Source organism: Gephyromycinifex aptenodytis (assembly GCF_012277275.1).
Lineage (GTDB): Bacteria > Actinomycetota > Actinomycetes > Actinomycetales > Dermatophilaceae > Gephyromycinifex > Gephyromycinifex aptenodytis.
The window spans coordinates 756,086-778,137 of the sequence record NZ_CP051155.1; the positions used below are offsets into that span (position 1 = coordinate 756,086).

General features: G+C 67.5%; 16 protein-coding genes. 8 read left to right on the forward strand and 8 right to left on the reverse strand.

Annotated elements, in window-relative coordinates; all coding sequences use genetic code 11:
- The first annotated feature begins 55 nt into the window (after nt 1–55).
- On the forward strand, nt 56–4,708 hold the full coding sequence (locus G9V96_RS03205) for an ATP-dependent helicase (RefSeq protein ID WP_168581748.1): 4,653 nt from the start codon (nt 56–58) through the stop codon (nt 4,706–4,708).
- Nucleotides 4,701–5,567, forward strand: a complete 867-nt coding sequence (locus G9V96_RS03210; protein WP_168581749.1) for a DNA-formamidopyrimidine glycosylase family protein — start codon at nt 4,701–4,703, stop codon at nt 5,565–5,567. The genes G9V96_RS03205 and G9V96_RS03210 overlap by 8 nt, the downstream gene beginning before the upstream one ends.
- Before the next feature lie 38 nt (nt 5,568–5,605).
- On the opposite strand, the gene G9V96_RS03215 is transcribed toward G9V96_RS03210, so the two are convergent.
- The 4 genes from G9V96_RS03215 to rimO form a co-directional block, all read right to left on the reverse strand.
- On the reverse strand, nt 5,606–5,911 hold the full coding sequence (locus G9V96_RS03215) for a helix-turn-helix domain-containing protein (RefSeq protein WP_168581750.1): 306 nt from the start codon (nt 5,909–5,911) through the stop codon (nt 5,606–5,608).
- A 115-nt stretch (nt 5,912–6,026) separates the two neighbouring features.
- Nucleotides 6,027–6,509: a CinA family protein gene (locus G9V96_RS03220; RefSeq protein WP_226913428.1), complete on the reverse strand. Its 483-nt coding sequence runs from the start codon at nt 6,507–6,509 to the stop codon at nt 6,027–6,029.
- Entirely contained in the window at nt 6,502–7,095 is a 594-nt protein-coding gene (gene pgsA, locus G9V96_RS03225; protein WP_168581752.1) for a CDP-diacylglycerol--glycerol-3-phosphate 3-phosphatidyltransferase, read from the reverse strand. Before pgsA ends, G9V96_RS03220 begins: the two co-directional genes overlap by 8 nt.
- Nucleotides 7,092–8,528, reverse strand: a complete 1,437-nt coding sequence (rimO, locus tag G9V96_RS03230; protein ID WP_226913430.1) for a 30S ribosomal protein S12 methylthiotransferase RimO — start codon at nt 8,526–8,528, stop codon at nt 7,092–7,094. Before rimO ends, pgsA begins: the two co-directional genes overlap by 4 nt.
- 61 nt (nt 8,529–8,589) lie before the next feature.
- Here rimO and G9V96_RS03235 point away from each other — a divergent pair, with 61 nt between their 5' ends.
- The gene (locus G9V96_RS03235; RefSeq protein WP_168581753.1) at nt 8,590–9,753 is read left to right on the forward strand and encodes a dipeptidase; all 1,164 of its coding nucleotides are present in this window, start codon (nt 8,590–8,592) and stop codon (nt 9,751–9,753) included.
- Nucleotides 9,754–9,781: 28 nt separating this feature from the next.
- Here G9V96_RS03235 and G9V96_RS03240 read toward each other — a convergent pair whose 3' ends face one another.
- The 4 genes from G9V96_RS03240 to dapA all read right to left on the reverse strand — a co-directional run bounded on the left by G9V96_RS03240 (nt 9,782) and on the right by dapA (nt 16,231).
- Complete coding sequence (locus G9V96_RS03240; protein ID WP_168581754.1) at nt 9,782–10,660, reverse strand: serine hydrolase; 879 nt, start codon at nt 10,658–10,660, stop codon at nt 9,782–9,784.
- Complete coding sequence (locus G9V96_RS03245; RefSeq protein WP_210424449.1) at nt 10,657–13,197, reverse strand: FtsK/SpoIIIE family DNA translocase; 2,541 nt, start codon at nt 13,195–13,197, stop codon at nt 10,657–10,659. Before G9V96_RS03245 ends, G9V96_RS03240 begins: the two co-directional genes overlap by 4 nt.
- A gap of 464 nt (nt 13,198–13,661) precedes the next feature.
- The gene (locus tag G9V96_RS03250; RefSeq protein WP_168581756.1) at nt 13,662–15,347 is read right to left on the reverse strand and encodes a ribonuclease J; all 1,686 of its coding nucleotides are present in this window, start codon (nt 15,345–15,347) and stop codon (nt 13,662–13,664) included.
- Complete coding sequence (dapA, locus tag G9V96_RS03255) at nt 15,344–16,231, reverse strand: 4-hydroxy-tetrahydrodipicolinate synthase (protein WP_168581757.1); 888 nt, start codon at nt 16,229–16,231, stop codon at nt 15,344–15,346. Before dapA ends, G9V96_RS03250 begins: the two co-directional genes overlap by 4 nt.
- Nucleotides 16,232–16,584: 353 nt before the next feature.
- Here dapA and G9V96_RS03260 point away from each other — a divergent pair, with 353 nt between their 5' ends.
- The 5 genes from G9V96_RS03260 (at nt 16,585) to G9V96_RS03280 (ending at nt 22,044) form a co-directional block, all read left to right on the forward strand.
- Nucleotides 16,585–17,379 (forward strand): thymidylate synthase, encoded by a 795-nt coding sequence (locus tag G9V96_RS03260; RefSeq protein WP_168581758.1) that lies wholly within the window; start codon nt 16,585–16,587, stop codon nt 17,377–17,379.
- A complete protein-coding gene (locus G9V96_RS03265) occupies nt 17,376–17,879 on the forward strand; it encodes a dihydrofolate reductase (protein WP_168581759.1) in 504 nt (167 codons plus the stop codon). Before G9V96_RS03260 ends, G9V96_RS03265 begins: the two co-directional genes overlap by 4 nt.
- A gap of 172 nt (nt 17,880–18,051) precedes the next feature.
- Nucleotides 18,052–20,334 carry a carbon starvation CstA family protein gene (locus G9V96_RS03270; RefSeq protein ID WP_168581760.1) on the forward strand — a complete coding sequence of 761 codons (2,283 nt, stop codon included), beginning with the start codon at nt 18,052–18,054 and terminating at the stop codon, nt 20,332–20,334.
- 81 nt (nt 20,335–20,415) lie between these two features.
- Nucleotides 20,416–20,619 (forward strand): YbdD/YjiX family protein, encoded by a 204-nt coding sequence (locus tag G9V96_RS03275; RefSeq protein ID WP_226913432.1) that lies wholly within the window; start codon nt 20,416–20,418, stop codon nt 20,617–20,619.
- A 147-nt stretch (nt 20,620–20,766) separates the two neighbouring features.
- On the forward strand, nt 20,767–22,044 hold the full coding sequence (locus tag G9V96_RS03280; protein ID WP_226913434.1) for an MFS transporter: 1,278 nt from the start codon (nt 20,767–20,769) through the stop codon (nt 22,042–22,044).
- The last annotated feature ends 8 nt before the right edge of the window (nt 22,045–22,052 follow it).

Consider the following 22,052-nt stretch of genomic DNA (forward strand, 5'->3'; position numbering starts at 1 on the left):
CACTTCAGCGCTGCGGCGAAGGGTTGGGGGTGGCAGATGGCAGGCTAGGAACACCATGGCCGACGTTCTCCAGCAGTTCTCCCCCGCCACCCGGGAGTGGTTTCGGGCCTCTTTCGCCGCGCCCACCGCCGCCCAAGAGGGCGCCTGGGCAGCCATCAGTTCCGGCTCGCACACCCTGGTCGTGGCACCGACCGGTTCCGGCAAGACGCTTTCTGCCTTCCTTTGGGCGCTGGATCGCCTGTCCACGACGCCGGTGCCGCAGGAGACCCAACGCTGCCGAGTTCTCTACATCTCCCCGTTGAAGGCGCTGGCTGTCGACATCGAGCGCAACCTGCGCTCCCCGCTGGTCGGGATCGGGCATGCCGCGACGCGACTGGGTCTGGGCACTCCGCAGGTCGAGGTGGCGGTGCGCTCCGGCGACACCACCCCCCAAGAGCGGCGCGCCTTCTCGCGTCGGCCCACCGACATCCTCATCACCACTCCCGAATCGCTGTTCCTGCTGCTCACCTCCAAAGCCCGGGAGGCGCTCGCCGGGGTGGAGACGGTGATCATCGATGAGATCCACGCCTTGGCCGGCACCAAGCGCGGGGCCCACCTCGCGGTCAGTCTGGACCGGCTCGATGCGCTACTGCCCACCCCGGCACAACGCATCGGGTTGTCGGCCACGGTGCGCCCGCTGCCTGAGGTGGCGCGCTACCTCGCCGGGGGCAGACAGGTGGAGATCGTCGACCCGGTATCGACCAAGCAGTGGCAGCTCGACGTGGTGGTGCCCGTCGAAGACATGTCTTCCCTGGGCCAGGTGACCGAGGACCTGAGCGGTTCCGCCGCAGGCGCTCGCGAGCGCACCTCAATCTGGCCGCATGTCGAAGAACGACTCGTCGATCTGGTGACGCAGCAACGTTCCACGCTGATCTTTGCCAATTCGCGGCGGCTCGCGGAACGACTGACAACGCGCCTGAACGAGATCTGGCAGGAACGGCTGGCGGCCGGGCAACCTCAGGAGGCTGCCTCGCCGAAGCCTGCTCCCGCGCAGCCTCCCGCCGAGGTGATGGCTGCTGCCGGCTCCTCTGCTGGGGCTCCTGCGGTGCTGGCCCGCGCCCATCACGGTTCGGTCAGTCGAGAGCAGCGCGCTCAGATCGAGACCGGGCTCAAAAGCGGCACGCTGCCTGCGGTGGTGGCCACCAGCAGTCTGGAACTGGGCATCGACATGGGCGCAATCGACCTGGTGGCGCAGGTCGAGTCCCCGCCGAGCGTCGCCGGCGGTCTGCAGCGAGTGGGGCGGGCCGGGCACCGCGTCGGAGCGGTCTCCCACGGGGTCTTCTTTCCCAAATACCGCGGCGACCTGGTCCAGACGGCGGTGGTGGTCGAACGAATGCGGGCCGGGCAGATCGAGGCCCTGCATGTGCCGGCCAACCCCCTGGATGTGCTCGCCCAACAGGTTGTGGCGATGGCGGCGATGGATGAGTGGGGCGTTGGCGAACTTCTCGCCCTGCTACGACGTTCTGCGCCCTTCGCCGACCTGAGCCGTACGGTGTTGGACTCCGTTCTGGACATGCTGGCCGGGCGCTACCCCAGCGAGGAATTCGCCGAGCTGCGTCCTCGCCTGGTGTGGGACCGCCTCAGCGACACCCTGACCGGGCGCCCCGGGGCGCAGCGCCTTGCCGTCACCAGCGGCGGCACCATCCCCGACCGCGGCCTGTTCGGGGTTTTCCTGGCCGGTGAAGGGCCGGGACGCCGGGTGGGTGAACTCGACGAAGAGATGGTGTACGAATCGCGGGTGGGTGACGTGTTCACCCTGGGCACCAGCTCGTGGCGGATCGAGGACATCACCCACGACCAGGTGTTCGTCTCCCCCGCCCCGGGCCAGCCCGGCAAGCTGCCCTTCTGGAAGGGAGACACCTTGGGGCGACCCGCCGAGTTGGGCGCCGCAGTTGGGGCCTTCGTCCGGGAAGTGTCCAGCGCGAACCCCAAGGCAGCCCGCAAACGGGTCCGTGAAGCGGGGCTGGACGAATGGGCTGCAACCAACCTGCTGACGTACCTGCAGGAACAGAAAGAAGCCACCGCCCAGGTGCCCTCCGATCGCACCATTGTCTTGGAGCGCTTCCGCGACGAAATCGGGGACTGGCAGATCGCCATACATTCCCCTTTCGGTTCCCAACTGCACGCACCGTGGGCGTTAGTGATCGCCGCTCGGATGAGGCAGCGTTTCGGGATCGAGGTGCAGGCCATGCACGGCGACGACGGCATCGTGCTGCGCCTGCCCGACATGGAGTTCGAGGAAGGCAGCGACCTGGGCGACCTGGGCACCATCGCCGACCTATGCCTTATCGACCCCGAGGACGTCGCCGACCTGGTCACCGCAGAGGTCGGCTCCTCTGCGCTGTTCGCTTCCCGTTTCCGCGAATGCGCAGGTCGGGCGTTGCTGCTGCCGCGGCGCAACCCTGGGCGGCGGGCGGCGCTGTGGCAACAACGGCAACGTGCGGCGGCACTGTTGGAGGTGGCGACGCGCTATCCGGAGTTTCCGATCGTCCTGGAGGCTGTCCGGGAATGCCTGCAGGACGTCTTTGACGTGCCCGCTCTCGTGGAGCTCATGCGCTCAATCGCCTCCCGGCAGGTCAACATCGTCGCGCTCGATACCCCGACCCCCTCCCCCTTCGCTCGCAGTCTGCTGTTCGGTTACGTCGCGCAGTTCCTCTACGAAGGCGATTCGCCGCTGGCCGAACGGCGAGCCGCGGCGCTGGCCCTGGACCCGACGCTGCTGGCCGAGTTGCTCGGCCGTGCCGACGGCGCGGCGCTGCGTGACCTGCTCGACCCGGAGGTGATCGCCCGGACCGAGCTCGAACTCCAAGGGCGTGACCCCGAGATGGCGTGTCGGCACGCCGAGGACGTGGCAGACCTGGTGCGACGGCTCGGTCCGCTGTCCGGCGCCGAGGTCCTGGCGCGCACGCAGCCTGAACATCACCAGCAGGTACCCGAGTGGTTGACCGGGCTGCAGTCCGCCCGCCGACTCATCGAGGTGCGCATCGGGGGCGAGTTGCGCTGGGCCGCGGTCGAAGATGCCGCGCGGCTACGAGACGCGTTGGGCACCGCGCTGCCGGTCGGCCTGCCGGATGCGTTCCTGGAGCCGGTCACCGACCCCTTGGGCGACATCGCCGCCCGCTTCGCCCGGCGCCGGGGACCGTTCACCGCGCAAGATTTCGCGACGCGCTTCGGGCTGGGGCAGGCCGTGGCCCGAGATGCGCTGCGCCGTCTGGTCAGCGCCGGGCGCCTGGTCGAGGGAGAGCTGCGTCCGAACGAGACGACGGTCGACTTCTGCGATGCCGACGTGCTGCGCACCTTGCGCCGTCGCAGCCTGGCCGCGCTGCGCGCCGAGGTCGAGCCGGTTACGACCACTGATCTGGCCCGTTTCCTGCCGGCCTGGCAGGGCGTGGGCACCGGTTCTCTACGCGGCCTCGACGGTCTCATCCGCGCCGTCGAGCAACTCTGCGGGGCCCGCCTCCCCGCCAGCGCCGTGGAGTCCCTGGTCCTGCCGGCGCGGGTCGAGCGCTACTCCCCCGCGCTGCTGGATGAGGCCCTCGCCGCAGGCGAGATCACCTGGCAGGGTCACGGCGCGCTTCCCGGCGACGACGGCTGGGTGTCCTTGCACCTCACCGACACCGCACCGTTGACGTTGTCGGCCCCGGGCGAGGACCCCCTCACCGAGAGGGAACAGAGCATCGTGGAGGCGATGGCCGGCGGTGGGGCGTACTTCTTCCGCGGGCTGGGCCAGGCCACCGGCAGCACCGACGACGCGGAGCTGTTGGAGGCCGTGTGGTCTCTGGTGTGGGCGGGACGGTTGTCCAATGACACCTTCGCACCGGTGCGAGCCCTGTTGGCAGGGGGGCACAGCGCCCACAAGCCACGCCGCAGCGCTCCCCGCACGGCTCGTCTTCCCCGGCGCGGTGTGGGCGCACTGGGTTCTCGTCCCCGGTTTGCCCGCCCGGACATGCCGACACGCTCGGGTCCGGCGCGTGGGGCGGGCCGATGGACCCTGCTGCCTCCGATCCTGACCGACCCGACGGCACGCGGCCTGGCCACTGCCGAGGTGCTCCTCGACCGCCACGGAGTCCTTACCCGCGGTGCGGTCGTTGCGGAGGGGGCGCCGGGCGGCTTCGCCGCGCTCTACCGCGTACTGCGAGCTGCCGAAGACGCAGGCGGGGTTCGTCGTGGCTACTTCGTCGAGCATCTCGGCGCGTCCCAGTTCGCTTCCGCCGCAGCTGTGGACCGGCTTCGAACCGCCTCCGGGGCCGGTGTGCGGGAGCGCACCGAGCAGGAACCCATCCGTGCGCTGGTGCTGGCCGCGACCGACCCGGCCAATCCCTACGGTGCAGCGCTGGCTTGGCCGCCGCGCCCGCTAGAGGACGCGGAAGGCGGCAAACACCGCCCCGCCCGCAAGGCAGGCGCCCTGGTGGTTCTCCACGACGGTGACCTGGTCTTGTACGTCGAACGCGGCGGGCGCACCCTGCTGACATGGAGCCAGGACCCCGTGGTTCTGGCCGCGGCCGCACAAGGTCTTGCCCAGGCGGTGCAGGCCGGGGCGCTGGGCAGGCTCACCGTCAGCAAAGTCGACGGAGCCGCCGTGCTCGGTTCCCACTCGGCGCTGGCCGCCGCTTTGGAAGAAGCAGGTTTCCACGCCACCCCGCGCGGATTGCGGATCCGCCGTGCCTGAGGGAGATGTGGTGCTGCGCACGGCGCAGCGGCTGCACGAGGCGCTGGCTGGGCGGGTACTGACCCGCTGCGAACTGCGCTGGGGTGAGTTGGAGGGTGGCGGGCTCGCCGGTCGCGGCACGCTGGAGGTGGTGGCCCGCGGCAAGCACATCCTGCATCGCGTGGAAGACGGCTGGAGCGTGCACTCACACCTGCGGATGGAAGGCAGTTGGCGCATCGCGCGTACCGCAGAGCCGCTTCGGGTCAGCCCGTCGGTCCGGGCAGTCGTCGCGAACGAGTCCTGGACCGCGCTCGGGGTGCGACTGGGGATGCTCGATCTGATCCCGACCGCAGATGAGCACCGGCTGGTGGGGCATCTGGGCCCAGACATCTTGGGCGTCGACTGGGATGAGGACCAAGCGCTGACCCACGTGTTGGCCAGCCCTGTCAGCCTGGGCGAAGCGTTACTGGATCAACGCAACCTGGCCGGCATCGGCACCCTGTACTGCAGCGAAGCGCTCTTCCTCGAGGGGGTCTATCCCTGGGCGACGCCCGCCGACCTAGGCCGCGAGCAGGTTCAGCGGGTCATCAGGCGTGCCCACCGCCTGATGACGGCGAATCTCCCCCATGCGGTGCAATCCACCACCGGCTCACGTCGGCGTGGCGAAGAGCATTATGTGCATGCCCGTTCGGGACGGCCCTGCCGCCGTTGCGGGGACACGATCCGCGTCTCGATGATCGGCCCGGCGCCACAGGCGCGCACGATGTTCTCCTGTCCGACCTGCCAAGGGGGCCTCGGCCCCGATGACGACGGCGCTCCGCAACGCCCGTTGGGTACGACATCGACCTCTAAACGCTCGAATTACCGCACGCGGCGCTGATTCTCGGCCAGCAGGGGCCATCCACGCCGGACCCCGACTCAGGCGGCGGAGGCCCTGGCGTCCAGATCGCGCAACGGCAAGGTGACGGTAGGCGCCAGCTGGGTCGCCTCAGCCTTGGCCAGGCGCACCGAGACGTCGCCGAACAACCGCGACAGTGGCAGGTTCAAAGCCTCGCAGATCGCAGCGAGCAGCTCTGAGGATGCTTCCTTCTCGCCCCGTTCAACCTCGCTGAGGTAGCCCAGCGAGACCCGAGCAGCGGCCGCGACATCACGCAGCGTGCGCCCTTGCTCACGGCGCGACGAACGAATGACTTCGCCAACATGGGTTCGCACTAGCGTGGCCATGCCCCACCTCCTGTCTTCAGCCCAGGGTAGCCCGCGAACCCGCACGGCAGCGAGGCCACCGCCCCGTGTCGAGCGCACGACACCGCGAAAGCAGCATCTACGGCGGACTCGGAAGCTACTCCGCGTCGCTGAGGGCAGCGGCCAAAAGCCGCAGCACTGCCGCGACAGAGGCATCCCGCACTCCGGAGCGACCCGCCTGAGCATCCAGGTCGAGGCGTTCCACCCGCGAACGTTCGCCACACACGGCGATGAAGACCGTACCGGCCGGGTGGCCGTCGGCAGGTCCGGGCCCGGCTACCCCGGTGGTGGCAACACCCCAGTCGGCACCCAGCAGGTCCCGAACCCCGCGCGCGAGTTGCACGGCGACTTCGGCTTGCACCGGACCCCCCGCGCTCAGTAGCGCCGGGTCGACACCGACGACACCGGCTTTGACGTCCGTGGCGTAGGCGACGACGCCGCCGCGCACCACGGCGGAGGATCCCGAGATCTCGGTCAATGCTGCGCACACCAGCCCGCCGGTCAGCGACTCGGCCACCGCGAGAGTCTCCTGACGGGCCAGTAGTCGGGACAGGGCATCGCGGGCCGGGTCATCAGTCACGACGTTCTCCTGCCACGAGTCGACGGGCTTGCAGAACATAGTCGATGCCCGTCCAGACCGTGACGAGCACCGCAGCCGCCATCACCACCACGCCGATCCAATGCCAGAACCCCAGCAGCGGAGTCACGAAGAGTCCCAACGCGACTGCCTGCAGCGTGGTCTTGAGTTTGCCGCCCTTACTGGCCGGCATCACGCCGTGTTTGATGACAACGAAGCGCAGCACCGTGATGCCGATCTCGCGCACCAGGACCACGATCGTGACCCACCACCACAGATGCCCGATGATCGACAACCCGATGAAGGCCATCCCGGTCAGCGCCTTGTCGGCAATGGGATCGGCGATCTTTCCGAAGTCGGTGATGAGCCCCTTGGCGCGGGCGATGTCGCCGTCGAGCCGGTCGGTGATCATCGCTACGACGAACACCCCGAACGCCCACCAGCGCCAGGTCGCTTCCATTCCGCCCTCGCGCAGCAGCAACCATCCGAAGACCGGAACCAGGAAGATCCGCAGCATGGTCAGCGCGTTGGCGATGTTCCAGGGGCTGACGACCGCCGCTGCGGTGGCTGCCGGTTGGTGCTCGTTCATGAGTCGGCCTCATCCACCTGCACGTGCAGGTCCACACCTTCGGCGTCCACAACCTGCCCGGTCACGATCGTGCCGACCTCATGGTAGGTGTCCAGTAGGCACACGCCATCGACCTCAGGTCCCTGGTGCGCGGCCCGACCGACCGAGATCGGGCCCTCTTCGCCTTCTTCCACACCCTCGACGAGCACCTGGACCTGCTCGCCGATGCGTTCCAGCGCCCGCTGTGTCATCAACTCTTCCACCAGGTCGGCGATGCGCTCCCGGCGTTGTTCGATCACGTCCTCATCGAGTTTGTGCCCGGCCGAAGCCGCCTCGGTGCCGTCCTCGTCGGAGTACCCGAACACGCCGACGACATCGAGCTGGGCACGGGTGAGGAAGTCCGCCAGGATGTCGACGTCTTCTTCACTCTCCCCGGGGAATCCGACGATGACATTGGAACGGATCCCGGCCTGCGGTGCCAGATCACGGATCCGGTCGATGAGGGACAGGAAGTCCTCAGGGGAGCCGAACCGGCGCATGGCGCGCAGCAGGGTCGGGCTGGCGTGCTGGAAAGACATGTCGAAGTACGGGACCACCCCGGGAGTGCCGGCAATTGCTTCCAGCAGCCCCGGACGCGTCTCTGCCGGTTGCAGGTAGGAGACCCGCACCCGCTCGATCCCCTCGATGGCACTCAACTCCGGTAGCAGCGCCTCCAGCAAGCGCAGGTCACCCAGGTCCTTGCCGTAAGAGGTGGAGTTCTCGCTCACGAGGAAGACTTCGCGCACGCCCTGCTCGGCCAACCAGCGCGCCTCGGCGATGACCTCGGTGGGGCGACGGGAGACGAACGAGCCGCGGAATGCCGGGATCGCGCAGAAGGCGCACCGGCGGTCGCAACCGCTGGCGATCTTCAGCGGCGCCCACGGTGCCGAGCCCAAGCGGGCGCGGGGGGCGAACCCATCCGGCTGATTGCTGTGTCCCGGCACGCTTACCGACGCGGAGGCAGCTTGGCGTTCCACCGGTGAGAGAGGCAGCAGAGTGCGACGGTCTCGCGGCGCATGCGAGGCCGGCGCCCCGCCGGCCAGGATCGAACGCAGATGTTCGGACATGTCGGTGTAGGAGTCGAACCCCAACACGGCGTCAGCCTCGGGCAGTTCCGCTGCCAACTGTTCGCCGTACCGTTCGGCCAGACAACCTACTGCCACGACCTTCTGCGTCTTGCCGCTGTCTTTGAGGTCGGCCGTTTCCAAAAGCGCGTCGATGGAGTCCTTCTTGGCCTGCTCGACGAAGCCGCAGGTGTTGACCAGTGCGACGTCGGCATCTGCCGGGTCCTCTACCAGGGTCCAACCGCCCTCGCGCAGCCGCCCGGCCAACTCCTCGGAGTCGACATCGTTTCGAGCGCACCCCAGGGTGACGACAGCAACTGATCCGTGAGTTTTGCCGTCTTCGCCCATCATGGCCCCCACTCTACGTGGTGAACCACGACGCCGACCCCTGGCCCGGTGGCACGCTGGGGCGATGACGGCACCGCAAATCCCGCTCCTGTTCGATGCTCACAACGACCTACCGTGGGCGGCCCGAGAGCTCACCGGAGGTGACTGGAACGCGCTGAACCTGCAGCACGGCTCCCCCACCCAGACCGACCTGCCGCGCCTGGCTGCAGGCGGAGTCGGAGCCCAGTTCTGGTCGGTCTTCGTGCCCGGGACGTTGCCCGAACCGCAGGCCGTCGCGGTCACCTTGCAGCAGATCGACGCCGTGCACCGACTGCTCGCCGCCCACCCCGAGACGTTCGCCCTGGCACGAACGGCTGATGACATCGCGCAGGCGCGCGCCAGCGCCCGGATCGCCTCGCTGTTGGGCGCTGAAGGTGGACACAGCATCGGTTCGTCCTTGGCGGTGTTGCGCATGTTGCACCTGCTCGGCGTCGGCTACCTGACGCTGACCCACAACGAACACCTGCCGTGGGCCGACTGCGCGGTTCGCCCACCGCGGCTGCACGGGCTCTCTCCATTCGGGCGAGCCGTGGTGGTGGAGATGAACCGACTCGGGATGCTGGTGGACCTGTCCCACACCTCCCCGGACACCATGCGTGCGGCGTTGGAGACCTCCGCAGCGCCCATCGTGTTCACCCACTCCGGGGCTCGTGCGCTGTGCGATCACCCCCGCAATGTGCCCGACGACATCCTGCAGCAGATGGCCGCAAGCGGCGGGGTCTGCTGCGCCACCTTCGTGCCGGCTTTCTGCTCCCCGGCGCGCTATGCCTGGGAGGCGCAGGTCGACGAACAGGCGGCCGAAGCCGGAATCGACACCGAGAACCACGCGGTTCTGCTGGACTTCGCACTGCGCCGTGTGGGCCCACCCCCGCCGGTCGGGGTCGCCGAGGTGGCCGACCATGTAGAGCACCTCCGGGAGGTTGCCGGGGTAGAACATGTCGGCATCGGCGCCGACTTCGACGGAACAGCGATGCTGCCGGAGGGTTTGCAGGATGTGAGCGGCTACCCGCGCCTCTTCGCCGCCCTCGAAGAGCGCGGCTGGAGTAGGCAGGAACGAGCGCTCCTGGCCGGCGGGAACCTGCTGCGGGTGCTTGAGGACGCGCACAGCCACGCCCGCGGGCGTACCGATGAGCCCAATCTGGCCACCATCGAAACCCTTGACCAGGCGGTTGAACCAGACCCGGCGTGAGCAGGGGGCCCGGACGTGAGCCGGGTAGCTAGTCGGTCGGCGTCGACTGCGGCAAGGCGCAGCGCCCGGCGTCGCCGGGACGTAGGTTCTGGGAGATCCAGGTGGCCAGGGCGCTGGCCGTGGCTGTCCCCGTCTCGTGTTCCCCGTCCTTGGGCTGGGTCATCAGCGCCACCGCCACCTGCCCCTCGCCCCGATCCAGCAGACCGATCTGGCGGACGAGGTAGCCGTGCGCACTCGGCCCCCACCCACCCTTGAATGCCGACCCTGGCAGCTTCCCCAACCCCCACGCCTGCTCCGGGGTCACCTGGCCCATCGGTGCAAGCACGCGGGTTGCCTCAGGTTCGCAGGGCAGCGCCGCCGTGAAACGGGCGGAGTCACTCACCGTCCAGGAGGTGCGCCCGAAACCACGCCGCACGCCCCGCTCGTCCTGTGCCACCTGGGTGCGGGTGTCACCCGCATCGCGCAAGAGTGCCTCGACCTTGCTGCTGGCCCGCTGGACATCGCCCAGGCTGCGCCACAACTGGGCAGCCGCGTCATTGTCGGACACGGTCAGCGCAGCCGTGGTCCACACTTTCTCTTTGTCTTCATCGCCTTCGGCGTCCAGGGCCGCAGCCAGCGCGATGGGGACCTTCATAGTCGACCAGGCGTCGTCGTCGGTGGTGAAGCCGAGGTGCTGCACTTTCTCCGGCTGCCCTACCGGCGCCCACGCCACCGCGATCTGCCCACCTGCCGTGCTGGCTAGCGCCGCGAAAGAGGCCGACAACTCATTCGCCTGCGTCTGGGCGGCGGCGGCCCGGCTGGCGGCGTCGCTGACGACGAACGGCTCAGGTGGAATCCCTGAACACCCGGCTAGGGAGACAGAACCGGCGAGCACGGCCACGAACAACCATGAAGAGCATGCCCTCATCGCCCTGCGTCGCGCCCCGTCAGAGCCCAGGCATCCTCGCTGTCCTCGTCCTCGTCCGCGCCGTCGTACCAGGCTTCCTCAGTCCCAGCATCGGCTGTGGGCTCGGCTGCGGGGCTCGGCTCCGCCGGGGTGTCTCCGCGCAACATCGCCAACGTCTCGGCCAGGTCGTCGGGCTTCACCAACACATCGCGCGCTTTGCTGCCTTCGGAGGGGCCCACGATGTTGCGTGATTCGAGTAGGTCCATCAGGCGCCCAGCCTTGGCGAACCCGACCCGCAGCTTGCGCTGCAGCATCGAGGTGGAGCCGAACTGGGTGGAGATGATCTGCTCAGCCGCAGCCAGGAGCAACTCCAGATCGTCCCCGATGTCTTCGTCGACGTGCTTCTTCTCCGCCTTGAGCGTGACGTCTTCGCGGTAGTTCGGCTTCAGCTGGCCGGTGACATGCTCGACCACCTGGTGAATCTCGGACTCGGTGACCCACGCCCCCTGCACACGCATGGGCTTGTTGACGCCCATCGGTAGGAACAGTGCATCGCCCTGTCCGATGAGCTTCTCGGCCCCCGGCTGGTCCAACACCACACGGGAGTCGGCCAGCGAACTCGTCGCGAACGCCATCCGGCTGGGCACATTGGCCTTGATCAGACCCGTCACCACGTCGACGCTCGGGCGCTGCGTGGCAAGGACCAGGTGGATGCCGGCGGCGCGCGCCAGCTGGGTGATTCGCACGATCGACTCTTCGACGTCGCGGGGGGCCACCATCATCAGGTCGGCGAGCTCATCCACGACAACCAGCAGGTAGGGGTAGGGCTGCAGCACCCGCTCCGAACCTGGCAGCGGGGTCGCTGCACCCGTGCGCACCGCCTTGTTGAAGTCGTCGATGTGCTTGAACCCGAACGCGGCCAGGTCGTCATAGCGAGCGTCCATCTCGCGCACCACCCACTGCAGGGCCTCGGCGGCCTTCTTGGGGTTGGTGATGATCGGGGTGATCAAGTGTGGGATGCCGTCGTAGGCCGTCAGTTCCACCCGTTTGGGGTCGACCAGGATGAGCCGCACCTCATCGGGGGTGCTGCGCATCAGGATCGAGGTGATCATCGAGTTGACGAAGCTGCTCTTACCCGAGCCGGTCGCCCCAGCGACCAGCAGGTGCGGCATCTTGGCAAGGTTGGCGATGACATAGCCGCCCTCGACGTCCTTGCCCACACCCATCACCATCGGGTGGGTATTGCGGTGGGCCACCTGGCTGCGCAGCACATCGCCCAGGCTGACCTTCTCGCGGTCGGCGTTGGGGATCTCGATACCGATGGCCGACTTGCCCGGGATGGGGGACAGGATTCGCACATCCGCGCTGGCCACCGAGTAGGCGATGTTCTTGCTCAAGGCGGTGACCCGCTCCACCTTGACGCCGGGGCCCAACTCCACCTCGTACCGGGTGACCGTCGGGCCACGTGAGAAGCCCGTCACCTGGGCATCGATCCCGAACTGGTCGAGCACGCTCGTCAAGGATTCCACGACCTGGTCGTTGACGGCGCTGCGGGTCTTATGCGGAGAACCCGGTTCCAGGATCGCCTGGTCGGGCAAGGTGTAGGTGACGTCGCCGGTGATGACCAGTTGCTCCACCCGCTGCGGGAGGGGCTCGGTGGGCGGCGCTTCCAACGTCTTGGCTTCGACTCGCGCCGGTGCGCTCGGGCGCGGCTCCGGGTGGGCTACCGCCTTGGGTGTAGGCGCCGCGGCGGCCGGCTCGCTGCGTTGCGCGGGCGCTTCTGCAGGCGGGGCTTGCTCGTCTTTGGCCGGGCGCCGACTGGCAGCAGAGCCGGAGGCGAGTTTGCGACGCTTGCCACCGTGGACCTGAGCAGCCTGCTCGAAGGCTTCGTCGCCCACCCGGGGGCCGTCCTGAGCCGAGCGCGAGCGCCGAGCGCCGTTGCGTCGGTTGCCGCCCGAGCTGTCAGAGTCAGCGTCGGCGGCGTTTCCGCCGCTGGAGCCGAAGAGGTGTTCACCGGCCTCTGCGAGGCGATCACCGATGCGGTGCACAGGGGTGGCTGTGACGACGAGAAGACCGAAGATACCCAGGAGCACCAGCAACGGGACGGTGCCCCACACTCGCAGCCCGGCCGCGAGCGGAGCTGCCGCGAGATAGCCGATCATCCCGCCGGCCTCGCGCAGCGCGACGAATCCGGCCGAAGGGGTGGGCGCGCCCGTCGAGAGGTGCACCAGACCGCACACCGAGAACGCCAGGCAGGTCACCCCGATCGTGATCCGGTTGATGCCCCGCTCGTCATCGGGCCGGTGCAGGATGCGGATCCCGAACAGCAGGAAAACGATAGGAAGCACCAGCGCCACTCGCCCGAAGGTCCCCGCCGCGACCGCGTGGATCGCGTCCCCGACCGGGCCGACCAAGCCCCACCATTCACGTAGGGCGACGATCAGCGCCAAGGCCACCAGCAGCAGCCCCAGGCCATCCCGGCGATGTTCCTGCTCCAAGTCACCGGCGCTGCGACCAACCCGACGAACCGCCCCACCAGTCACATGCGCCACCCCCATCCACGTTCCACGAACTGCTCGCCACGGCCAACTCGGGCCGTTCTTCACCGGTTTGGCTGCGGTACTCCCCCGCGCACCGCCGCGCGTCGGGCCCTTGGACCCTGCAGATCCCCGCGACTGCGCAGGCCGCGCTCCTGAGCGCCCCGACGACGTGCGAGACGATCCTCGTGTCAAAGGGCGGGTAGACGAAGCGTTACGTGAGGCCACCCTTGCAGGTTAGGCGACGAGGGACGGGCGTCCAGGGACGTGTCCCCGGCGCGCCGCGCACGCAGGCTCATGCCGGCAAGCCACCACCTCACGCGACAGCACTCGGCAGCGACCGCGCATCCGAGCCAGCGCAATCGGCACTGTTAACCAATCTCCTTGCCGTACAGACAAATCCACGACCGTGCGCGAGATCTCTGCAGGTGAGCGCCGGGCGAGCAGGTGATCGAAGTCGCTCTGCTCACCCGGCGAGAACCGATCTAGGCCTCGATGACCACGGGAATGATCATCGGGCGGCGCCGTAGCTTGCCACCCACATAGCCACCTACGGTCCGTCGCACCACCTGCTGCAGCTGGTGGGAGTCGGTGACTCCGCGCGCTGTGGACTCCTCGATCGCGCTCTTGATCTGGGCCGCCACGTTTTCGAACACCGAGGTGTCCTCGGCGAAACCTCGGGCCAGGATCTCCGGGCCGGAGGTGATACGTCCCGTCGAGGAGTCCACCGCGACCACCACCGTGATGAACCCTTCGTCGCGAAGGATGCGGCGATCCTTGAGCAACGCCTCTGTTGTGCCGCCCACCGAGGAACCGTCGACATAGACGTAGCCGCAGTCCACCGCGCCGGTGATCTTGGCGATGCCATCGACCAGGTCGACCACAACGCCGTCCTCGGCCAGCACCACGCGCTCGGCAGCGACACCGGTCTGCTGAGCCAGGGCGCCGTTGGCGACGAGATGGCGCCACTCGCCGTGCACCGGCATAACGTTGCTGGGCTGGACGATGTTGTAGCAGTAGAGCAGCTCACCGGCGCTGGCGTGGCCGGATACGTGTACCCGGGCGTTGCCCTTGTGCACGACGTTGGCGCCCAGACGCATGAGCCCGTTGATCACCCGATAGACGGCGTTCTCATTGCCCGGGATGAGTGAACTGGCCAGAATGACGGTGTCATCCTCACCGACCTCGATCTTGTGATCGCGGTTGGCCATCCGGGACAGCGCCGCCATCGGTTCCCCTTGGGACCCGGTGCAGATGAGTACCTGCTGGTCCTCGGGGAAGGTGTCGAGCTTCTTGATGTCGACCATCACGCCCGGCGGTACGTGTAGATAACCCAGGTCTTCCGCGATCCCCATGTTGCGCACCATCGAACGGCCGACGACGGCTACCTTGCGGCCGTTCTGGGCCGCAGCATCCAAGACCTGCTGGACACGGTGCACATGCGAGGAGAAGCAGGCGACGATGATGCGCCGACTGGCTTTGGCAAACACCCGTTCGATGGCCGGGTAGATGTCCTTCTCCGGGGTGGTGAAGCCGGGCACCTCAGCGTTCGTGGAGTCGACGAGGAACAGATCGACCCCTTCTTCACCCAGTCGACCGAAGCCGCGCAGGTCGGTCAGGCGCTTATCCAGCGGTAACTGATCCATCTTGAAGTCACCGGTGTGCAGGATGAGCCCGCCCTCGGTGCGGATCGCTACCGCCAGCGCGTCCGGGATGGAGTGGTTGACAGCCAGGAATTCACAGTCGAAGACCCCCAGTTGTTCGCGCTGCCCCTCGGCCACACCCAGGGTGTAGGGCTTGATGCGGTGTTCCTTGAGCTTGGCCTCGACCAGAGCCAACGTCAGCGTCGAGCCGACCAGTGGCAAGTCCGGCTTGAGCCGCAGCAGATAGGGCACGGCTCCGATGTGGTCCTCGTGGCCGTGCGTGAGCACGACAGCCTCGACATCGTCGAGGCGATCCTCGATGTAGGTGAAGTCCGGCAGGATCAGATCGACGCCCGGGTGGTGATCCTCAGGGAAGAGCACCCCACAGTCGACGATGAGCAGTCGGCCTTCATGCTCGATCACGGTCATGTTGCGACCGACCTCGCCCAGACCTCCCAGGGCGACGATGCGTACGCCTCCCGGTGGCAGCGGTGGCGGGGTGGTCAACTCGGGGTGCGGATGGCTCACAGCAGTCCAGATTCCTTCAGTCCGGCGCGCAGACGCGCGCGTTCGTCATCAGTCAGAGTCAGCAGGGGCCCACGTACCGCGTCGCACGTGAGCACTCCCTGCTCTACCAGTGCAGCTTTGACGCTCATAGCGCCCTGGGTGATGCCCATCACCGCGTTCACGGCCGGCACCAGGGAGAAGTGGATACGGCGCGCGGTGTCGATATCGCCTGATTCCATCGCCGCTACCATCTCGGCGTAGCGACCGGCCGCCACGTGAGAGGTCACTCCCACTACCCCCACACTGCCCTGGGCCAGATGCAGCAGGTTGTCGCCGTCGTTGCCGGAGTACCACAACAGATCGGTGGCCCGCATGACCTCGCTAGCAGCCCAGAAGTCGGCCTTGGCATCCTTGACCGCCAGAATCCGCGGGTGCGAAGCAAGGTCGAGCAGGGTGGGCACCGTGAGCGGAACCCCGGAGCGCCCGGGAATGTCGTAGAGCATGACCGGCAGTTCCGTGGCGTCAGCCACCTGGCGGAAGTGGGCGATGAGCCCGGACTGCGGGGGCTTGTTGTAGTACGGAGTGACGACGAGCAAGCCGTGCGCTCCCACCTCCTCAGCCGCCCGGGCCAGGTGCAGCGTGTGCCGGGTGTCATTGGTACCGACCCCGGCGATCACTCGGCACCGCTGCCCCACCGCATCAAGGACGACGCGCAGCAGCGCCGACTTCTCCTCATCGGTGGTCGTGGAGGATTCGCCGGTGGTGCCGTTGATGACAAGGCCGTCGTTGCCGTGATCGACCAGATGGCACGCCAGGGAGGCGGCGGCGTCCAGATCGAGCGCACCGTCCTCCTTCATCGGAGTGACCATGGCCGTAAGGACGCGACCGAAAGCAGGTGTCGACATGGGCTAAACGGTAACGCCTGCCACCGACGCCCGGGTGCCACCTCCCACGGGCATCCCACCAAAACACGTATCAGCACGGCGATCGGGCGAAGTCCGCGGGGCTGTTGCGCCCGGGCATAAAAAAACACGGCGCTACTCGCTCGGGGGTTCGAGTAGCGCCGCGTTCACAGATGACATCGCTGCGCCGAGGCTTCCGTTACGGCAATTTTCGGAGTTTTCATGTGACCTGGATCACCCCGATCCTCCTGGGGCCTACCTACTCGTCCAGGCACCACCCGGTCTGGTCATTGGGATGCCGAGCCGGGATTGTCCCCCGCTCACCTCTGGCACAGCCTTTCTCGTACGGTGGTGGCGTGCAGCCGTATCTCGACCTTCTTCGCCATGTCCTGGACAACGGAACCCCACGTCAAGACCGGACGGGCACCGGCACCCTTTCGGTATTCGGGCACCAGATGCGTTTCGACCTGGCGGCAGGCTTCCCCGCAGTGACCACCAAGCGGCTTCACCTGCGCTCGGTCGTCGGGGAACTGTGCTGGTTCCTGCGCGGAGAGACGAACGTGCGGTGGCTGCAAGAGCGCGGCATCAGCATCTGGGACGAATGGGCCGACGAGTCCGGAGACCTCGGCCCGGTTTACGGCCACCAGTGGCGGTCGTGGCCCACGCCTGATGGCGGCAGCATCGACCAGATCGCGGCTGTCGTGGATTCGCTGCGCAACAACCCAAACAGCAGGCGACACCTGGTCTCGGCGTGGAATGTCGCCGAAGTGGACTCGATGGCCTTGCCGCCGTGCCACACGATGTTTCAGTTCTACGTCGCCAACGGCACCTTGAGCTGCCAGCTCTACCAGCGCAGCGCCGACCTCTTCCTCGGCGTCCCGTTCAATATCGCCTCCTACGCTCTGCTCACTGCGATGATGGCGCAGGTCACCGGTCTGGTGCCGGGCGAATTCATTCACACCTTCGGCGATGCGCACCTCTACCTCAACCACCTGGAGCAGGCCAAACTCCAACTGGAACGCGAACCCCGTCCATTGCCGCAGCTACGCCTCAACCCCGAGCGGCGCGCGTTGGAAGACTTCGTCATCGAGGACGTGGAACTCCTCGGCTACGACCCGCACCCCGGCATCAAGGCACCGATCGCGGTATGAACGCCCACCCTCAGCGCGCACCACAGCCCGAGCTCGTCTTCGTGGCCCTGGTCGCTGCCAACCGGGTCATCGGCGACGGGCAGTCCCAGCCGTGGCACTTCCGCGAAGACCTCCAGCGATTCAAGGCGCTGACCAGCGGGCATCCGCTGCTCATGGGACGGGCCACCTTCGAGGCGATCGGCCGTCTGTTGCCGGGACGCGAAAGCGTCGTGCTGACCCGCTCCCCCTCGTGGTCGGCCCCCGGGGCCCACCTCGCCCATGACATCGACGAGGCCGTGACCCTCGCGGCCGGCCTGCCGGGGGGCGAGCAGATCATGGTCGTTGGTGGTGGCCAGATCTACCAAGCGCTACTGCCCCGAGCGACTCGGTTGGAACTGACCGAATGCGACGCCCCCGCCCAAGGTGAGGTGTTGTTCCCCGAGGTGGACCCGGCGCAATGGGTGGAAATCGCCCGCGATGATCGCTGCGCTTTTGCCTTCGTCACCTATCGACGTCGCTGAATCGCACCGCAGCGCCCCTACCGATCTCTTGTCCGGGCGGACCGTCGTCGAATCTGAGGGCTCCAGCCCCGGGAACAAAACGAACCATGTCGTTATCGGCGAGTCCCCCCGCGCGTGGTGGTTACGAACTAATGTGCGCAACATTCGAGCCACCTCATAGCAGGAGAAACCCATGTCCAGTGTGGCAAATCAGCAAGACCGCATGATCCGCACGGACCCCGATCGACCACCGGTCGCGGTGGTCGAGCCGCCAGGCCTGTCCGGCCCCGCGAAGATCGTGTTTGCGGCGATCGCGGTCGTGGCTGCTATCGGCTGGTCCATGCTAGCCATTTCCCGAGGCGAGCACGTCAGCTCCATCTGGATCGTTCTTGCCGCCGTCGGAAGTTATCTGCTGGCGTTGCGTTTCTACGCAACGCTTATCGAACATAAGATTCACCGCCCTGATGACACCAGAGCAACTCCGGGCGAAGAGTTCGACAACGGCAAGGACTACATGCCGACCGACCGGCGGGTGCTGTTCGGTCACCACTTCGCCGCCATCTCCGGCGCGGGTCCTCTGGTGGGGCCGGTGTTGGCCTCCCAGATGGGGTACATGCCCGGCACCTTGTGGATCATCTTCGGGGTGGTCCTGGCCGGGGCCGTGCAGGACTACATGGTGCTGCACCTGTCGATCCGCCGCGGTGGGCGCACCCTGGGTCAGATGGCCCGGGATGAGCTCGGACCGGTCGGCGGCTGGGCCGCCATCGTCGGCGTGCTCACCATCATGGTGATCCTCATCGCGGTGCTCGGCGTCGTCATGATCGGTGCCCTGGCCGAGAGCGCCTGGGCGGTGTGGGCCGTGGCGATGACCATCCCCATCGCTTTCTTCATGGGCTTCTACCTTCGCTACCTGCGCCCCGGCAAGGTCTCGGAGGTCTCCGGTATCGGTGTGGCGCTGCTGCTCGCGGCAATCGTCAGCGGCCGCTGGGTCTCCCAGAGCGACTGGGGCCACATCTTCGTGCTGGACAAGCCGACCCTGGCGATCGCACTTGCCATTTACGGCTTCATCGCCGCTGTGCTGCCGGTGTGGATGCTGCTGGCTCCGCGTGACTACCTGTCCACCTTCATGAAGGTGGGGACGATCGTGATGCTGGCTATCGCCATCCTCATCGTCCGGCCGGAGCTGCAGATGCCTGCGGTCACCGAATTCGCACGCACCGGAACGGGCCCGGCGTTCGCAGGTGAGCTCTTCCCCTTCTTGTTCATCACCATCGCCTGCGGCGCGATCTCAGGGTTCCACGCCCTCATCGCCTCCGGCACCACACCGAAACTGATCGAAAAAGAGAAGCAAGCCCGCATGATCGGCTACGGCGGCATGCTCACCGAGAGCTTCGTCGCGATCATGGCCTTGGTCGCCGCGTGCATCATCGACCAGCACGTCTACTTCGCGATGAACGCCCCGGCCGGCCTGACCGGCGGCACCCCGGAGGCTGCCGCCGCCTACACCAACAGCCTCGGGCTGGTCTCCCCCGGCGGCACCACGCTGCCGGCGGTGGACCCCAGCGTCTATGCGCAGGCAGCGAAGGCAGTCGGTGAGGAATCGATCATCTCCCGCACCGGCGGCGCCCCCACCCTGGCCTTTGGAATGTCAGAGGTCATGCACCAGGTCCCCGGCTTGAACCTGCTGGGAGACAAGGCTTTCTGGTACCACTTCGCCATTCTGTTCGAGGCGCTGTTCATCCTCACCACGATCGACGCCGGGACCCGCGTGGCGCGTTTCATGTTCTCCGACGCGGTCAGCAACGTCCGCGGCCTGGCCCGCTTCAAGGACCCGAACTGGGTTCCTGGGGCATGGATCTCGACCTCGGTGATGGTCCTGGCGTGGGGAAGCATCCTGTACATGGGGGTGACCGACCCGCTGGGCGGCATCAACATGCTGTTCCCGCTGTTCGGCATCGCCAACCAACTGCTGGCCGTCATCGCCCTGTGCGTGGTCTTCGCGGTCACGATGAAGAAGGTCGGCCCCACCTGGGCCTGGATTCCTGGGCTGCCGCTGTTCTTCGTACTCATCGTGACGATGACCGCCTCCTGGCAGAAGATCTTCAGCACCAACCCCAAGATCGGCTACTGGACGATCCACTCCCAGGCCAAGGCTGCACTGGCCTCCGGGGCGGACTCGTTCCAGACCGCGAAAACTCCGGAAGCCATCGAAGCGGTGGTGCGTAATACGGCGGTACAGGGCACCCTGTCCATCGTGTACGCGCTGCTGGTGATCATCGTGTTCGGGGCCGCGATGATGGTCTCGCTACGGGCCCTGCGTAACGGCGATCGCGCTGTGCACGAGCACCAAGCACCTCCGTCGCAGATCTTCGCTCCCAGTGGGTTCATCCCCACGCCGTTGGAGAAGGAAGCTCTCGCGCAGTGGCACGAAGCAGGCTTGGAGCCCACCCCGGTGGGTCCCCATCACCACCCATGAGGCAACCGATAGCCGATCCGGCGCGCGGGTGCGGCAACCGTGGGGTTGCCGCACCCGGCACGGGCGAGGTAGGTGCGTGAAGTGAACGGTTTCCTGGCCCGGCTACGGCGCACATGTTCGGTCCTGAACTGGTATATCCGCGGCGTGACCGGCGCGGACGCCTATGAGCGGTACGTGGCGCACCTGCAACGCACCCATCCGCAGGCGCCGATTCCCAGCGAGAAGCAATTCTGGCGAGATAAGTACGCAGAGATGGACCGCAACCCCAAGGCGCGCTGTTGTTGAGCCGCCCGTAATGCAGGATCAGCGCCGCCGACACCCGTGTCGGCGGCGCTGATGCCTCGACCCTGCCGCCAGCCACCGGGCGCCCGGCACGCGCCGCTTGCTGGCGGCAGGGTGGCTGCCGGTGGAAAGAACCGTAAGGTGACGCGCGTGTCTTCTCCACGAACCGAGGCGCAACGACGCACCGTCATCGTCCTCACCATCGCCCAGGTGTTCAGTTCCCTCGGGAACGGCTCGAGCATCGCGCTCGGGTCCGTTCTTGCCGTGCAGTTCTCCGGGCGGGAGTCCCTTGCCGGGGCTGCCAACACCGCGCTGGGGCTTGGAGCGGCGTTCAGCGCCATCCCACTGGCGCGCCTGGCGATGGCACGCGGACGGCGGATCGGCCTGGGCGCCGGCCTGTTGGCGGCGATCCTGGGCACGATGATGATGGTGGCCGCCGTCCTCACGAACTCGTTCGCCGTGCTGGTGATCGGCTGCGCACTCGTGGGGGTGGCCACTGCGGTCAACTTGCAGGCTCGCTTCGCCGTCACCGATCTCGCCGACCCTGCCCACCGCGGCCGCGACCTGTCGATCGTGGTGTGGGCCATCACTATCGGTGCTGTCCTGGGCCCCAACACGGTCGGACCCGGCGCCTACCTCGCGGCCCCGCTGAATCTGCCTCCGTACGCAGGAGCCTTCCTCATCAGTGCGGCCGGCATGGTCATCGGCGGCACGGTGATCTTGGTCGGGCTTCGCCCAGACCCCCTACTTCTGCGCCGTGAACTCGACGGAGAACAGCGCAAACCTGCCCGGCAGGCGTCCTGGCGCGCTGGGGCGTCCATCGTGGCGGCCCACCCGGTCAGCCTCGCGGCCGTGCTGGCGATGCTCGGCGCCCACACCACAATGGTCGCGGTGATGTCGATGACCCCGCTGCACCTGGCCCACCACGCCCACGGCGGTTCGGACGCCGACACGCTGACCCTCATCGGGCTGACGATCTCGCTGCACATCGCCGGCATGTACGCGCTGTCGCCCCTGATGGGTGCTTTCACCGACCGTCTCGGTCCCCGCGTGGTCGCCCTCGGTGGCCTGGCGGTGGTTGCGCTCGCGGCGGTGATGACCGGATTCGGTTCTGCCCATGTGCCGCTGGTGACGGCTGGCCTTGTCGTGCTCGGCCTGGGCTGGTCGGCGACCACTGTCGCCGGAGCCACGCTATTGACGACCTCGCTGCCCCCGACCGAACGGGTGCAAGCTCAGGGTTTCACCGACGCGCTCACCTCGTTGTGCGGCGCGTTGGGTAGCGCCAGCGCCGGTCTGGTGATGGGTCGCCTGGACTACCCGGGCGTCAGCGCCGTCTACGGCACGCTCGCCGTCGGCGCGGCCGTGGGAGTCTTCCTGATCACCTCCAGCGCCCGGGCACGCCAACACGCATCCTCGCTACGGCACTGAACCCTGAG